General features: G+C 29.8%; 16 protein-coding genes and 1 tRNA gene. 6 read left to right on the top strand and 11 right to left on the bottom strand.

All coding sequences use genetic code 11. The features are described from left to right. Positions 1–594: 594 nt before the first annotated feature. Positions 595–1,488 (top strand): peptidylprolyl isomerase, encoded by an 894-nt coding sequence (locus K8M07_RS04035; protein WP_223376611.1) that lies wholly within the window; start codon positions 595–597, stop codon positions 1,486–1,488. 55 nt (positions 1,489–1,543) lie between these two features. On the opposite strand, the gene K8M07_RS04030 is transcribed toward K8M07_RS04035, so the two are convergent. From K8M07_RS04030 to K8M07_RS04020, 3 genes are all read right to left on the bottom strand, one after another. Continuing rightward, positions 1,544–2,035: a pyridoxamine 5'-phosphate oxidase family protein gene (locus K8M07_RS04030; RefSeq protein ID WP_223376610.1), complete on the bottom strand. Its 492-nt coding sequence runs from the start codon at positions 2,033–2,035 to the stop codon at positions 1,544–1,546. Between the two features lie 115 nt (positions 2,036–2,150). Further along, a complete protein-coding gene (locus K8M07_RS04025) occupies positions 2,151–3,077 on the bottom strand; it encodes a pseudouridine-5'-phosphate glycosidase (RefSeq protein ID WP_223376609.1) in 927 nt (308 codons plus the stop codon). Then, positions 3,071–4,165: a carbohydrate kinase gene (locus K8M07_RS04020; protein ID WP_223376608.1), complete on the bottom strand. Its 1,095-nt coding sequence runs from the start codon at positions 4,163–4,165 to the stop codon at positions 3,071–3,073. Before K8M07_RS04020 ends, K8M07_RS04025 begins: the two co-directional genes overlap by 7 nt. 147 nt (positions 4,166–4,312) lie before the next feature. On the opposite strand from K8M07_RS04020, the gene K8M07_RS04015 reads away from it, so the two are divergent. Beyond that, positions 4,313–4,690: a hypothetical protein gene (locus tag K8M07_RS04015; protein ID WP_223376607.1), complete on the top strand. Its 378-nt coding sequence runs from the start codon at positions 4,313–4,315 to the stop codon at positions 4,688–4,690. A 28-nt stretch (positions 4,691–4,718) separates the two neighbouring features. On the opposite strand, the gene K8M07_RS04010 is transcribed toward K8M07_RS04015, so the two are convergent. After that, positions 4,719–5,207: a phosphatidylglycerophosphatase A gene (locus tag K8M07_RS04010; RefSeq protein WP_223376606.1), complete on the bottom strand. Its 489-nt coding sequence runs from the start codon at positions 5,205–5,207 to the stop codon at positions 4,719–4,721. A 186-nt stretch (positions 5,208–5,393) separates the two neighbouring features. On the opposite strand from K8M07_RS04010, the gene K8M07_RS04005 reads away from it, so the two are divergent. Continuing rightward, positions 5,394–5,469, top strand: a tRNA-Val gene (locus K8M07_RS04005). Between the two features lie 38 nt (positions 5,470–5,507). Here K8M07_RS04005 and K8M07_RS04000 read toward each other — a convergent pair. Together K8M07_RS04000 and K8M07_RS03995 are read right to left on the bottom strand one after the other, a co-directional pair. Next, positions 5,508–7,619 carry an MASE3 domain-containing sensor histidine kinase gene (locus K8M07_RS04000; RefSeq protein WP_223376605.1) on the bottom strand — a complete coding sequence of 704 codons (2,112 nt, stop codon included), beginning with the start codon at positions 7,617–7,619 and terminating at the stop codon, positions 5,508–5,510. Positions 7,620–7,790: 171 nt separating this feature from the next. Further along, positions 7,791–8,060: a hypothetical protein gene (locus K8M07_RS03995; protein ID WP_223376604.1), complete on the bottom strand. Its 270-nt coding sequence runs from the start codon at positions 8,058–8,060 to the stop codon at positions 7,791–7,793. 165 nt (positions 8,061–8,225) lie between these two features. Between K8M07_RS03995 and K8M07_RS03990 the strand changes: the two genes are divergently transcribed. Together K8M07_RS03990 and mnmH are read left to right on the top strand one after the other, a co-directional pair. After that, positions 8,226–9,785 (top strand): FAD-dependent oxidoreductase, encoded by a 1,560-nt coding sequence (locus tag K8M07_RS03990; RefSeq protein ID WP_223376603.1) that lies wholly within the window; start codon positions 8,226–8,228, stop codon positions 9,783–9,785. A 159-nt stretch (positions 9,786–9,944) separates the two neighbouring features. Next, on the top strand, positions 9,945–11,006 hold the full coding sequence (gene mnmH, locus K8M07_RS03985) for a tRNA 2-selenouridine(34) synthase MnmH (RefSeq protein ID WP_223376602.1): 1,062 nt from the start codon (positions 9,945–9,947) through the stop codon (positions 11,004–11,006). Here mnmH and hsp18 read toward each other — a convergent pair. The 4 genes from hsp18 to K8M07_RS03965 form a co-directional block, all read right to left on the bottom strand. Beyond that, entirely contained in the window at positions 11,003–11,428 is a 426-nt protein-coding gene (gene hsp18 / locus K8M07_RS03980) for a heat shock protein Hsp18 (protein ID WP_223376601.1), read from the bottom strand. The two genes, mnmH and hsp18, sit on opposite strands and share 4 nt — an antisense overlap. Before the next feature lie 153 nt (positions 11,429–11,581). Further along, the gene (locus K8M07_RS03975) at positions 11,582–12,100 is read right to left on the bottom strand and encodes an adenine phosphoribosyltransferase (RefSeq protein WP_223376600.1); all 519 of its coding nucleotides are present in this window, start codon (positions 12,098–12,100) and stop codon (positions 11,582–11,584) included. An 86-nt stretch (positions 12,101–12,186) separates the two neighbouring features. Next, positions 12,187–14,319: a stalk domain-containing protein gene (locus tag K8M07_RS03970; protein ID WP_223376599.1), complete on the bottom strand. Its 2,133-nt coding sequence runs from the start codon at positions 14,317–14,319 to the stop codon at positions 12,187–12,189. A 120-nt stretch (positions 14,320–14,439) separates the two neighbouring features. Beyond that, positions 14,440–14,685 (bottom strand): DUF2164 domain-containing protein, encoded by a 246-nt coding sequence (locus tag K8M07_RS03965; RefSeq protein WP_223376598.1) that lies wholly within the window; start codon positions 14,683–14,685, stop codon positions 14,440–14,442. A 184-nt stretch (positions 14,686–14,869) separates the two neighbouring features. On the opposite strand from K8M07_RS03965, the gene K8M07_RS03960 reads away from it, so the two are divergent. After that, positions 14,870–15,232, top strand: coding sequence for a YmaF family protein (locus K8M07_RS03960; protein WP_223376597.1), 363 nt, complete (start codon positions 14,870–14,872; stop codon positions 15,230–15,232). A gap of 187 nt (positions 15,233–15,419) precedes the next feature. Here the strand turns inward: K8M07_RS03960 and K8M07_RS03955 are convergent. Continuing rightward, positions 15,420–16,018, bottom strand: a 599-nt coding sequence (locus K8M07_RS03955; RefSeq protein ID WP_223376596.1) for a transposase, incomplete at its 5' end; no start/stop codon positions are given.

Here is a 16,018-nt window from a genome sequence, read left to right as displayed (position 1 = left end):
TACGTATAGTTCTCATATATGGCAATCTCATAGTTTACACTCTAACTTCAAGATAATAACTTAAATATGCTTATTGTTCAAACCTGACCTCGGTTAGGGTTGTGTCAAAAATCTAGCTATTGGCTATATACCAATAGCTTTTCTCGTGTTTTGGTGTTTTGTCATTCCCATGCCCTTGCTTTAGCTACATCTAGCTTCTGAACGTTTTCAAACTTTATCTTGACTTTCTCAGTAATCAATGTGGCTATTGTACTAGTTCCATATAGGAAATGTTTACCAAGTTCATTCTTATTGACCTTTACCTATTGAATAATTTCGTCCTTCCTATTTATAATAGGCTATTAAAGCTGTACGTTTCTTTTTCTCCATTTTCACTTTTGTAAATTCATCTTTTTCATTCATATCAACAGACTCTCAGATATTCTATGTATTAATACTTTACACAAATTTTCAAAAATAACAACGATAAATATTAATCAATAGAGATTTTTATAATAATTATGGGAAATTGTCAAATTTAAATAAAGGGTTAATAAATATAGTTTAGTATGATATAATTTAAAAAACAACTTTAAATAGAAAGGTGAATGACTATTGATTAGACAACTAAGTAAGAAAAGGATAGTCGCATTAGTTATCGCTGTAGTACTAATTGCTACAACAATAATTACTATTGCGGTGAATCAAAAACAAAATGGTTCAAATAACAGCGTAGTCGCTTCTGTAGGTGGCGAACAGATTACTAAAGATGACTTATATGATCTATTAGTTAAACAATATGGCCAGCAAGGTGTAAATACATTAGTAACCAATAAAATTATTGAATTAGAAGCGAAAAAACAAAAAATAGTAATCAAAGATGAAGAAATTCAAAAAGAAACAGATACGATGATAGAGAGTCTTGGAGGAAAAGAATCCTTTGATATGGCACTTGAATATTCAGGTCTTACGCTAGAAGATTTGCAAGACAATATAAAAACAGAATTATATCGTAAAAAATTGCTAGAGCCTGAAATCAAAATTACTGAAGAAGAGATGAAAAACTACTTTAAGCAAAACAAAGATTCTTTCAACCAACAAGAACAAGTAAAAGCTCGCCATATATTAGTCGACACAGAAGAAAAAGCTCTGGAAGTAAAAGAAAAACTTTCTAACGGAAAAAAATTTGAAGACTTAGCAAAAGAATATTCTACAGATAGTAGCAGTGAAAATGGCGGTGATCTTGGATTCTTTGGGAAAGGTCAAATGGTACCAGAATTTGAAAAAGCTGCATTCTCAATGAAAGTTGGAGAAATCAGTGATCCGGTTAAGACTGAACATGGATATCATATTATTAAAGTAGAAGATAAGAAAGAAGCAAAAGAAGTTAATTATGAAAGTAGTAAAGAAGATGTAAAAGATGCTATATTCCAACAAAAATTACCACAAGTATTTAATACTTGGATTCAAGAAAAAATGACTGAATATCAAGTGCAGTCATTCTTATAAAAAAGAGACTGTTTCGTAACTGATAAATTAGTTATGAAACGTCTCTTTTTTATCTCTATCTATAAATCAATCTCTCATCTTCCTTTATTCTTACTCTATCATTACTTAATATCTGTTTGGTCCTATCCCCATCTCCTAGAGAGTCTAAATATACTATTTCCACAGGCTCTATCTTTATTATCTTTATCTCTCTTTTTTCATGATCAAGTTGGTAAGGATCCGAATAATATCTTTTTGCTTCATCAAATAGATGTGCATTATCTAAACTAGTAGTAGCTCTCCCAAATACTTGAACCCCTTTTATCTGCCTATAATTGATATAGTCTGTATTCACCAATAGACAAACATTAGGATTTTGTTGTATAGCTTTAAACTTCTCTCCTCCGGCTGAGATTATATAAATATTTAAATCTTCACCGACAAAGTATTGTACAGGACTGCTTCTAGGTATATCATTCAAACAAGTCCCTAGAGAACCTTCCTTATGCTCCTTTAAAAATTGTAATATATTATTCTTTAATTCCTCCGTTGTCATATTATCATTCACGTATTTCACCTTCCTATTTATATGATAGAATCTATACACTACTATTATTTTACAATTATGAATAAACTATACAGACTCGTTTTATATAATAGGAATTAATAAATATGCTTCTTTACTAATTATCTCTATATAATTTTGAAAGCTCTATAGACAGCTCACTAGCTATTCTTGCATTATTATAAACCAATTGAATGTTAGCATCTAAGCTATTCCCTTTGGTAATCTCCTTTACTTTCGAGAGAAGAAATGGAGTAGTTTCTTTGCCTCTTATTCCCTTTTGTTCTAATTCTTCTATCGCTTCGTCTATAGCTTTATTTATAGTTTCATAATCTATTTCAAATTCTTTAGGTATTGGATTTGCTACAACTAATCCTCCATTCAGTTTTAAATCCCATTTAGATTTTATAGCTTGTGCTAATTCTTCTGCTGAATCTACCTTATAATCTACTTCATAGCCTGACCTAGTAGTATAGAAAGCAGGCAGTTCCTCTGTCTTATACCCTACAACAGGTACTCCAAGGGTCTCTAAATATTCCAAAGTTAGCCCTATGTCCAATATGGATTTAGCACCTGCGCATACTACTGCTACATTAGTACGTGCCAATTCCTGTAAATCTGCTGATATATCAAAGGTTTCCTGAGCTCCTCTGTGAACTCCTCCAATGCCACCTGTTGCAAAAACTTTAATTCCTGCAAGAGAAGCAATAATCATAGTTGACGCTACAGTGGTAGCACCATCTAATTTATTGGAAACAATAAACGGAATATCTCTTCTAGATGTTTTAATCACACCTTCCGTCTTTCCTAGATATTCTATCTCATCAACTGTTAATCCTACTTTAAGTCTTCCATTTACTATACCTATTGTTGCAGGTACTACACCTTTATCTCTAATTATCTTTTCAACATTAAATGCAGTCTCTACATTTTGAGGATAAGGCATACCATGGGATATGATTGTTGATTCTAAAGCAACCACAGGGTCTCCTCTTTTAATTGCTTTTAATACTTCTGGATTGATATCTAAATATTTTTTTAACATGGTTCCACTTCCTTCATATATAATTTAATATTTTCAATAGACATACTTGGATTTATGGTATTTTCATGGGAAAGGGCAAGTAGAGACGAAGCTATTCCCATCTTTGCACTTTCTTCAATATCAAGCTGATTTATATGGGCATAAGCTAAAGCCGCCATAAATGCATCACCAGCTCCAGTGGCATTGACAACTTCTATATTAGGTCCTCTAATATGGCCACTATCAATTCCATCATCATAAAAAACTCCTTTTTCCCCTAAACTGATAAATACCCTCTTAACTCCTTTTTTCAAAAAATATTCGGTAACTCTTTTAAGATCATCTTTTTTTTGTATCTGAATACCTGAAAGAATTTCTGCTTCTATTCTATTTGGCTTTATTGTATGAAAATGCCCAATTAATTCTTTAACCTTTTTTGCCTTCGTAGTAGATACAGTATCTAAAAAAAATTCCTTGCTCTTATAAGTAGTTACCAAATACTCTATAACATCTTTAGGTATATTTGTATCTATTATGGATAGCATTGAATTTTCAATGGCATGATCTTTATTCTTAATAAATTCCACTGTCATCCTATCAAAGATATCCATATAGGATATAGAAAGAGCCATGTCCCCATTTTCATCTAAAATGGACATATATGTAGAAGTAGACTCTCCTTCTAATATTAGTGAATCTAATAAATCCAAATTGATTAGTTTTGATTCATCTATTATTTTAGTACCATAGATATCCTTCCCAATTACAGATATTAATTTGGTAGGGATCCCTAATCTCACCAAATTTTCTCCTATATTTCTCCCTACACCACCAAGAGATACTTTAATATTTCCAGGATTTGAATCCTTATAGATCAGTTTATTATATGGAAATCCTTGAATATCTATATTCACTCCTCCAATTACCGTAATGTACGAATCTTTGCGAACAATATATCCCCTTCCAAGAATATATCCCTTTTTAATAAGATTTGTAATATGAACAGCAACCGAGGATCTAGTTATACCTATTATTTCTGCTATTTGTTTTTGAGTTATCATAGGATTCTTTTCAATTAAATTTAATATTTCTCGTTCTCTATTAGTCATCTTTATCCCAACTTTTGTTTATAAAATTAATATTTGCTTATATCATATATTATCCAATCTACATTGTCAACTATTAATAATAAGTATAATATAAATTTTATTGCACAAAATATGTTTAAATACAACTATTATAAAGGATGATCAATATTGGAAATTCGTGAAAATACTCTTATTCCATTAGGATATGGAAAGTTTATACGTTCAGATAAAATTGTAGCTCTTGATCCAATCGAAGATAACCGTGGCCCAGGAAGACGTACCTTAGTATATGTGGAAAATCTCAATAATCCTATGGTAGTTTCTCGAACAGAAACTTCAATTTTAGCCAACATGTCAAAAACACCAGAGGACATTTTAGAAGCTACTGCTGCATTAGAACTCTTACAGGATATATTAGATGATATTGAACAAGTTGGACATATGCTAAGGAGAAGTATTCTAGATGAAGCTGGTTTAGATTTAAATAGAATAGAAACGAAAATTCAAGAAATTTTAACACATGATATTGATGATACAATGCAATGAAATAGTAGACTCTACTATTTCATTGCATTTATTCCCTCGCATGAGCAATTCTACTAGCAGCAGCTGCAGCAATTGCAGCAACTAAATCATCCAAAAAAGTGTTCACCACTTTTCCCTTTTCAGTATCTAATTTTTTTATAATACCCTTCTTTTCCTTATCTAGATATCCATAATTAGTCAATCCAATAGTTCCATAAACATTTACTATAGATAATGGGATGATTTCATCGATACCATATAATCCTTCATCAGACTCTACTATACTCTGTAGGGGTTCTGATAAAAGATTCCTCTCTGCTAATTCATCTAATGCTATGCCAGTTAGAATAGCATGAATTATTTCTCTCTTCATGAGTACCGCTTCGACATTTTCTATACAAACTTCTAGTGTTAAATCTGGATAATAATCTTTTTGTAATTTATATACTAATTCTCCGATGTCTCTAACCTTTACTCCTCTTTTTTCTAACACTTCTATGGTTTTTTTATTTAATTCTCTCATATTGTACCTTTTCATAGACCTTCTCCTATCTAAAATCTATTAACGCTTAGATTAAACATATTACAACTTAATATTATTATATTATATCCTGAAACTAATTATTTAGGCGAATATATATTATTATTCCTAAAATGCACAAAATAATATGATAAATCAAAATTGAAAATTGAAAAAAATTATGTTATTATATATTTAACTTATGGGCGATTGGTTCAGGGGTTAGAGCGCCACGTTGACATCGTGGAGATCGTTGGTTCAAATCCAATATCGCCCACCACAATACTAGGGCATCTACAATTGTAGATGCCCTAGTATTTATGAACTTATTTCATATATATCAGAAAACTCTATTCCTACTCTATCGATTATTACATCTTTGCTACGATTCACTTTAGTTGAATTTTCATCATCATCTACCAAATATACTGGTAACTCAATGATAAACTCACTTCCCTTTCCTAATTGACTATTTAAAAATATCTTCCCTCCATGCATTTCTATTATTGACTTAACAATAGATAATCCGATACCGCTTCCTTCATTATTCCTATGTAATGATGAATCAACTTGTTCAAATCTATCAAATATTGTATTTATCATGTTCTCTGGTATTCCCTTACCATTATCTTTTACCGATATAACAACTTTATCATCTTTATTCCTTATATTTACTTTAATCTCTTGATTTGATTCTTTAAATTTTATAGAATTTGAAAGCAAATTCAGCATAACTCTTTGTAACTCATAATCATCACAAGCAATAATACGTTCCTCCACTTCTGTATCAAATATTAACGAAATATCTTTATCTTTAACGTATTCTGCTACAGATAGGGTAATGTCTTCAATTATAGAAACAATATTATGATTTTTTAAGTTTAAATGCATATGTCCCGAATCTATTTTTGTAATATCAATAAGGTTATCAGCAATTTTAATTAGCCTGTAACAATTCTGCGTTAATATCTTAAGATATTCATCGGGTACAACATTTTGTTCTTCTGCATCATTCTTATTTATATTTGGCAAAAGTTGTATTATGCCTAAAATAACATTTAGAGGTGTTCTGAGTTCGTGTGATACTGTTCTAAAAAATGAATTTTTCATATCATCAATTTCCTTTGCCTTCTGTAGTAATGCTTGTCTTATATCTATCTTTTTTTGTAATTCTTCAACCTTCTCTCTTTGGGTAATATCTCTACAATTAATTATATTCCCTTTCTTTACCCCCTTGTCAATAAAAGGTAAAACAGATACTTCAAATAATTTCTCGTTCTTAAACTTAAAATAATAAGTCTGATTACCTTTTGATTTCTGAAAATCTTTGATACACCTTTTAAAGTCCTCAGGATTATACAAGTTTTTTCTGATATGAGTAATTACCTGATTAAAGTTTTTACTTGAAACTTCTTTATATGAAATATTCATCATCCTTGCAAATTGTTTATTTACGTGCATAATATCTTTGTCATTGTCTACAACTAATATACCATCCAGTGATGATTCTAATATACCAGTCAATAATTCTGTTTTTCTCAAACTTTCTATTTCTGATCTTTTTTCCTTTTCGGATTGTGATTTATATCTATGAATTATCCTTTCTAAATTTTGGTTCTTATTACATAAAATATTGTTTATTTTAGCTACACTCAAGCTGGGTTGTTGAAATCCTGATTCAACCAAAGCGGTATAGATTAAATAAAAAGAAATTAATTTTAAAGCATGTCCTAAAATATTGGTTAAGTTGTATATCTCAATATAATGAATAAAAAATGCTTCAGATATAATTGTAGTTGTTACAGATAATACTAAGAATATGTCAGTTTTATTCAAATCCGTATCCTTTGAGTTGATAAAGTATGAAATCCCTAGCAATAATATGCCACAAATAATATATTCACTAATTTTTCTAAATGAAGTTAACCCTACACCTTTCACGAAACAATCTGGAAAAATGTTAAAATACAATATCGAAATCAACAATAAGGCTGAAATGCCAAAATAGTTTAAAAATACTTTCTTAAGACTAATTTTTTTATTGACCAACATAAAAGAAGTTAACAAAGATATGCTTTCCAGATATCTTGCAATAATCCATAATTGTGTTGAGATATTAGTGGTATTACTTTCAAAAACTCCAATATCCATATATGTCAATATATGAATTAAATCTAAACACCCAATAAAACCATAAGCTATTCCTAAAAATATCATACTATCATTTTCACTTATATTATAGGCAATTAAAGCTATAGTTGCCGTCAATAAAACTATAAGTGTACTTAACAGTTCAATTGCTGTATGATATACCAAAAAATTATTATACGCTAAAAATAATACGCTTATCAAAACTAACATATATATAAATATGTATTTTACCACGTTATTACTTTCGCAATCTGAAACTTGATACTTAATATGATCCATTCCAAATAAAACCTCCTACTAAATTATTATATATTTGCTCACAAACCCTATTATACAAAATACAAATGTTATATTTTGTCATAACCTGTCTTTTATATAAAATTTTTTGATAAATTTTTGTCTATACATGCAACTACATCCATTTAGCCATGGGTGTAGTTGCATTAAGTACTACATTCTGTATGTAGTATGATCATTGCCTAAATAGTGGATATCTGCAAAAATTCTTACAATATTATTCTTATAATCATAATCAATCTGTATATTCGTAGGTCTTCCGTCATCGCCTCTATATTGTAGATGCCTTTCTAAAATATTTGAAGCATAATCATCGTTATACTCTTCGTAGTCCTCCTTATATTCATCGGCTGAAATCTCTAATACTAAACTATGAAGTCCATTTTTTACTATTCTCCTCTCCAAAATATTATCAAAATTCATCCATTAACCTCCTATACCATTTTTATAAATATACTTTATATTATCTTCTCTTTAAAAAATTTTTTTATGTCCTTAATTTCTCAATTTAATAAACTTGCATACTTTATATCATTAAAGTAAAAAATAATCTATAGAAAATTTTATGTTAACTTCTGGAGGGATATTATGAATAAACAAAATAATTCGAAAAAATTACCTCAATCTTACTGGTTAGCATCTACACCTACTACTAATTATCCAACTTTAAACGAGGATATAGATGTAGATGTTGTAATAATAGGTGGGGGTTTAGCTGGCATATCATGTGCATATTTACTACAAAAGGAAAATTTAAACATAGCAGTTCTTGAATCTGATCATATCTGTCAAGGAGCAACTGCACACACTACAGCAAAGATTACATCACAACATGGTCTTATTTACGATAAAATAAAAACACAAGCAGGAAAAGAATTTGCAAAGCAATATGCACATGCAAATGAATCAGCAATCCATAAAATTAAAGAAATAATAGAAGATAACCAAATCGACTGTGATTATATATCTCAACCAGCCTTTGTATATACTCAACGAGAAAAATATATTCAACAGATTGAAAACGAGGTTAAAACAGCATCAAGTTTAGGAATTAAAGCTTCCTATGTAGAGGAGATACCTTTTAATATGTCTATTAAAGCAGCAATCCGCTTTGATAACCAAGCTCAATTCCATCCACGTAAATATGTTTTAAGTTTAGCTAGTATTATACATGATAACAACGTTCGTATATTTGAAAATAGTAGAGCTGTAGATATTGAAAAGGACAATAATTATGTAATTACTACTGAAAAAGGAAACAAAGTAAGGGCAAAAAAAGTAATAATCACATCACAATATCCTTTTTATAATAAACACGGAATGTACTTTGCCAGAGTATTCCCTAAGAGGTCGTATATCGTTGGGATTAAAGCAAAAGAAAAATATCCAGGTGGAATGTATGTAAATGAAGAGGATCCGACAAGATCACTTCGTTCTCAAAATACAGAAGATGGTGAGCTTATTCTAGTTGTAGGAGCTAACCATACAACTGGCCAAAGTGATAATACAGATGAAAGCTACCAAGAATTAATAAGTTTTGCAAATAGTATATTTACTATAGAAGATATTCCTTATAAATGGTCTACTCAGGATTATATTACCTTAGATGGAGTACCCTATATTGGAAACTATACTTCAAATACTCCTGATATGTATGTTGCTACTGGATTCCAAAAATGGGGTATGACAAATAGTATGGTCTCTGCTATGATTCTTAGAGACTTGATAGTTAAAGGAGAAAGCAAATGGCAAAATGTTTATAATCCATCACGTAAAAACATTATTTCATCAGCCAAAAATTTTGTGGTTGAAAATTTAAATGTTGCAGAACACCTATTAAAAGGAAAACTTTCTTCATTGCCTAAGAATATTGATATAGAACCTGGTGAAGGTAAGATTATAAAAATTGATGGAGAAAGAATCGGAGCATATAGAGATGAAGAAGGAATGCTCCATTTAGTTAATACTACATGCCCACATATGGGTTGTGAATTAAATTGGAATTCTGCTGAAAAATCTTGGGATTGCCCTTGTCATGGCTCAAGATTTACTTACGAAGGTGAGATAATAGAAGGACCATCAATAAAACCTTTAAAATTTAGCAACGATGTAAATACTATTGAAAAATTATTTAAAGATGACTATTAAAAGACGATGAAATAAAATTAGTATGCACCAAAGATGGATCTTAGCAAAATATTTAATTTTATTAATAGTTTGTCTGACATAGATTTCTAGCCTTTTGTAAATGAGCATAGTAGTGTATAATATATACTGTTCTTATTTATTATAAAAAAGGAGAATTCTATGTTTAAAGTAATCGATTATGAAAAGATAGATAAAAACAATATGAGTAAAACATTTGCGCTAATAGATGTTAGAAGTCCTAGTGAATATAAAGCATATACTATTCCAAGTGCTATTAATATCCCAATTTTCACTGATGATGAAAGGGAAATAGTTGGAACAACTTATGTTCAAGATAGTGTTGAAAAGGCTAAAAGATTAGGAATAGAAATTGCTTCAGAGAAACTTCCTGATATATATGATAAGTTTAATTCATTAAGTAAACAATATGAAAGCATTATACTCTTCTGCGCTAAGGGTGGATTTAGAAGTACATCCTTAGTTTCACTTTTTGCAACTCTTGGAATGAATGTATACAAACTTGATGGTGGATATAAAAAATATAGAAAATATATCAATAATGCACTTCCAAATGCATGTAAGGGTATAAAATTTGTAGTTCTTTATGGTAATACTGGCACTGGTAAAACAGACATATTAAAGGCACTTAAAGAGGAAGGTATGGATGTTCTCGATTTAGAAGGTTGTGCAAATCATAGAGGTTCTTTTTTTGGAAGTATTGGTTTAGGTGAACAAAATACTCAAAAGATGTTCGAAAGCCTCCTGTATGAATCCATTAAAAATAGAAAATCCAATATCATCTTTACAGAAGGTGAAAGTAAAAGAATAGGTAATGATATAATTCCTGATTATATATTTAATTTAATGAAAAGTGGAATTCATATAAAGATCCATGCTGACATTGAGACAAGAGTCAATAATATATTGAAAGATTACGTTCATGATACTGATGATGAACTTCTTAAAGCATTAAAACCACTAAGAAAATATCTAGGCAATAAAAACATCGATAGATATATAGAGATGGTAAAAAAGTCTAAATATGAAATAATAATTGAAGAACTAATGACTAAATATTATGATCCACTTTATGAAAACAAAACTAAAACATATTGTGCCACTTTTTATAACAAGGACAGTAGAAAAACAGCAAAGGAAATAATTAAATGGATGAAAAGTAGCATAATTAATGATAGTGTAATTAAATTACACTATCATTAATTAATATCAATCTTTCTTCTTTTATTATTTCCTTTATTTAATTTTGGAAGGGTAATTTTTAAAACGCCATTATTAAAAGTAGCATCTATCTTACTTTCATCTACGTTATCCATATAAAATCTTCTTCTAAATTCACCATAATGTCTTTCACGGCGAACATAATCTTCTTTCTTATCTTCTACAGTTCCTTCTCTCTTCGCATTGATTATTAAATAATTATTGGAGAAATCTATATCTATATCTTCTTTTTTAATCCCAGGCAAATCCGCTTCTACAAGATAATTATCGTCTGTTTCTTTTAAATCAACTCTAAAATTCTCCTGCATATTGCTCATCGCTGGAAAATAATCGTCATCAAAAAAATTTCTAAAAAATGATGGAAAAAAGTCACCCTTCCTTCCAAAAGGAACTATATCACGCATTCTCAATCTCCTCCTTTGTAATTTTAATTTTAGTTTTCCTTTGTACTATATAAAATATTCAAATTTCTATTTGTATTAAGTTAATAACATAAAATGTAAATACTTTATATTTATAAATATAAAAAGAATGGTTAAATTCAACCATTCTTTCGCTTATCTTTCGTATTTAACTAAAGAATTAATATAATAATCTTTCAATTTTTCTCTTCCTTTCAAGCTTTCCAACTCAATTAAAAATTCCATAGCGACTACTTCTCCACCAGCAGATTCTATTAATTTCGCAGTAGACATAACAGTTCCGCCTGTGGCTAATAAATCATCTACAATTGCAACTCTTTTTCCTCTTCCTATAGCATCTTTATGTATTTCTAATGTGTTACTTCCGTATTCTAGTTCGTATTCATAGCTAACAACATCTGCAGGTAATTTCCCAGGTTTTCTAACTGGTATAAACCCCACTCCTAAAGCATATGCTACAGTAGCTCCAAATAGAAATCCTCTAGCTTCTGGCCCAGCTATATAATCTATATCTTTATCTTTTAAGTCTTTAGCTAACAGATTGACTGCTTCTACAAATGCATTATTATCCTTTATTAAAGTTGTTATATCTTTAAAACTAACACCTTTCTCTGGAAAATCTTCAATTACCCTTATTTTTGATTTAAGATCCAAGTTAATTCCTCCTATGTTTTAGATCAATATTATTAGTATTTAAGTTTATCATATTTAGATAATTTTATAGTAGTCTAACAAAATTTTTAAATTCCTATTTTATCAAGCTGCTTTAGATTATATTGATTTATAATTCTCATCAATTTAGTAGCATATTCCGGATCAGTTGCATAACCTGACCTTTTTAATGCCCATGCTCCCTGAGTACTATCATGCATTACTTTCTTAAAAGATTCATATCTACTAGAATCTAATAAAAAACTTTTGTGGTCAATCCAACTTTCTTCAACGCTATTATAAGCTCTAAACTCTGCATCAACATGATATGTTTGGCCATTATATACTTCCCAAGTATTTATAGTAACCGAACCTACAGGACCTTTACCTTTTATTCCAAATAAATTGTATGACAATTTACCACTATATTTATCTACAGGTACATTTTGTCCCCAACCAGTTTCAAGAATGGATTGAGCTGTTTGTAAAGCAGCAGACATTCCTGTATCTTCCCAAAAATCTCTAGCTAATTTAGAAGCTAACTGAATATATTCATCTACATAATTATTTTTATTAACTATAGAAACAGGCTCATATATTTTCCCCAGATACACTCTAAATGGAATCTCCTCGCTACTGATTTCCTCATTATTATACTTTGCAACCGCCTTTATACTCCAGTATCCAATGTCTTGTTCCGCTGGATTATATATTTGTTCATCCAAAGAGTCTGCATCAGCAATTATTGTTTTCTGTTTTCCTGTTTCCTGATTTGTAATAATATATTTTACACTGTCTAAATCAACGTTACTTTTAATCTTTAAATTTGTAGGTTCTGTTAATACCTGGTTAGGTCCTATACAATCCAATAATACTATTGGCGTCCCTTTTAGCGTAACAGTTATAGGCTCACTTTCATATGTTGCCCCTTGTGTATCCTTAACCCTAACAAAGACCTCTTTAGATCCCTCCAATTCTGGTCCAGGAAACCATGTATAATTTCCATAGGGTATTTCTGCAATAATCTCCTCTACATCTGTATTAGGATTTCTCAATACATATTTCGTTTCGCTTACATCAAAATTCCTTGAAGCCATTAGGTTAACTGGTTTATCTATTATTTGTCCATCTGTAATCCCTGTTAAGGACAATTTTCGGTCTACTCTAACTTTAGCATTAACAGGATTGCTTTCATGAGTTTCACCATTGGTATCATATACAATAGCCTTAAATAAATAATTTCCATTTTCATCTATCTTTGGTTCCCATTTGTATTGACCATAAGGATCTTGTGGGATATCTTCACCAATAATTATAACTTCTTCCGTATCTAAATTTGTGATTTCATATTTAACTTTACTTGCAACAAAATTAGTATCTATTCCTAAACATATTGAATCATCAAACGTTTCATCTTCAGTTACTCCCTCTAGAGAAACCTTAGGAGCTACATCTACATTAACTGAAATTGAATCGCCAGCTATAAATTGTCCATCTTTATCATAGATAGCAGCTACTAGAACTTTATCACCAGTTTCATCTAAATCTGGAACCCACATATATTCACCTGTAAGATCCTCCCCCCTAGCAATTACAATACCTTTAGCTGTATCTGGATTTAATAAAAGATATTTTATCTGGTTACCATTTTTTAAATATTTATCCGACAATGCTGTTTGCAATTTAGTTTTCCCTGTTATGGCCTGTCCAGGTTCTAGTGATGTAATCTCAACATCAAAGAAAGAAACTATATTTGATGATTGACTAGTATCAATATACGCGGTCCTAGTTAATTTGTTCCATTCAACTCCTACACCCAACGCATTGCTAACCAAACGAAGAGGTACAAATGTATGACCATCTATGATTTTTGGTGCTACATCGGTTAAACCATAAACTACTTCTTCATCTTTTTTATATTGAACTAATCTACTATCTATCTTTAAACGCACTGTAATATCATCATTTTTTATAGTTACAACTCTATTTTCACCATCCCAATTAACATCTGCTCCCAATTCTTCTGAAATAAAACGAATCGGTATAAGCGTCCGTCCATTTTCAATAAAAGGACTAGATGATGATGTAAACTCCTCTCCATCTATCATCACTTTAACCAAACCAGTAGCCATAGATTTTGTTGCAAACAAATATGTAAATACAAGTACTGTAATTAGAAAAAATAAAAAATAGCTATTTGACAAACTATCCTTCGTCTTCATCCTACTACCCCCTTCTCTTTATAATAAAATAATTATACCATATATAATAAACTAAATTAAGAACAATTTAAGGATAAGATATTATACAACTGAAAAGAAATATATTTAGGTTTTCATTAATTAATGCTTTTCAATCTCAAATAAATCTTGAATTTTTTCATTCATATATACATAAGAATCGCGAACAGCTTGGTTATAAATTTCTGTACCTAATTTCTCTATAAAAAAATCTAATATTAAACTGGCTGCAAGATCACCCAAATCCTCTTCCCTTTCATTTGCAAAATATTCTTTAATAGCATTAATCATATGAACTCGCTTCTCATTATCCAATTTGATTTTATTCGTACTATCTCTAGAACTCATTATTTATCCCCTTCCTTAAAATAAGCTTTTAATTTATATTACCATATATAAATGAGAAAACAAAAATAAATTTCATCACATAATAATTAAAGAATTCATTAATATTTTTCTTTTATCTTTAACTTTTGAATGCACTTTTCAGACAAGTTTTTAATACTATATACTACAGGAGGTGAAAATATATATGCAAGATGTAAGCACTTATTCAAAAAATACACACCCAGATGATCCAGGAATCAATGCTCAAACTCATGTTCATGAGTTCTTAGGGAGCACTCAAATAGATATTTTACACAATCATCGTTTTGCAGGAGTTACTAGTGAAGCAATTCCATTAAAAGGTGGCGGACATATACACGGAATATTCACAAACACCGATTTCACTAGAAATCATCTTCATGAGCTTGCAGTTGAGACAGGCCCTGCTATCCCCGTAGGTAAAGGTAGACATGTACACTTAGTCAAAGCATCAACTACGGTAGATCTTGACCATTTCCACAACACTGTTTTTGCTACACTCATTGATGATCCTATAGCAGAATACTAATAAAATTAAAGGGGCTGTTTCATAACTTCTAAAGAAGTTGTGAAACGCCTCTTTTTTATGTTCTTGTTATCAACTGTATTATATAGAATTCCATAATTTATAATTTGATTTTTTCACCTCTAATTTTAGGTATACTAAATAAACCTAGAGATTTTCTAAGGTTAATTTTATCTAAAATTTTTTATAATTAAATCGCTTCCTTATATCTAATAAATCCTAATTTATTTTCTATTATTTTATTGCTTAATTTTCTTATATTTATCGCTAGGGCTAATAACTTCATTTCTGCAATAATCTTATCCATACTTCTATGTCTGAATCTTAAATATCTCATTCCCGATTTAATATATGAAAAAATTCCTTCTGCTTGAATTGAGCGGTTAAGTCTCTCAGCAATTCCTTCTTTTGTAATTATATTTTCTTCTGATTTTCTTCTTAAACTTTCAAATCTTTTCGAAACATATATACGTTTTAACCCAGATTTATTTTTGGACTTAATGCACTTATTGGAATAATTACAATCCAAGCAATCTTTACATAAATAAACCCTAGATTCGCTTTTAAATCCATAATTATTTTTTCTATATATTATTTTTTCAAATTCTAGTTTTTTATTATTAGCACAAATGTAGTAATCATCAGTATCACAATATAGCATGTTCTCCTTTCTAGAAATATCACTTTTATATTTTCTTGTCCTTTTAATTTTATAATTTGATGGTTTTATGAAGGATTCTATTTGTTTTTCCTTTAAGTATAGATAATTTTCTTCACTTTCATAGCCTG

Source organism: Schnuerera sp. xch1, assembly GCF_019931165.1.
In the GTDB taxonomy this organism is placed as follows: Bacteria; Bacillota; Clostridia; order Tissierellales; family Tepidimicrobiaceae; genus JAIOUP01.
Note: the sequence above shows the minus strand (reverse complement) of the source record. Positions and strands in the feature narration are given on the sequence as shown.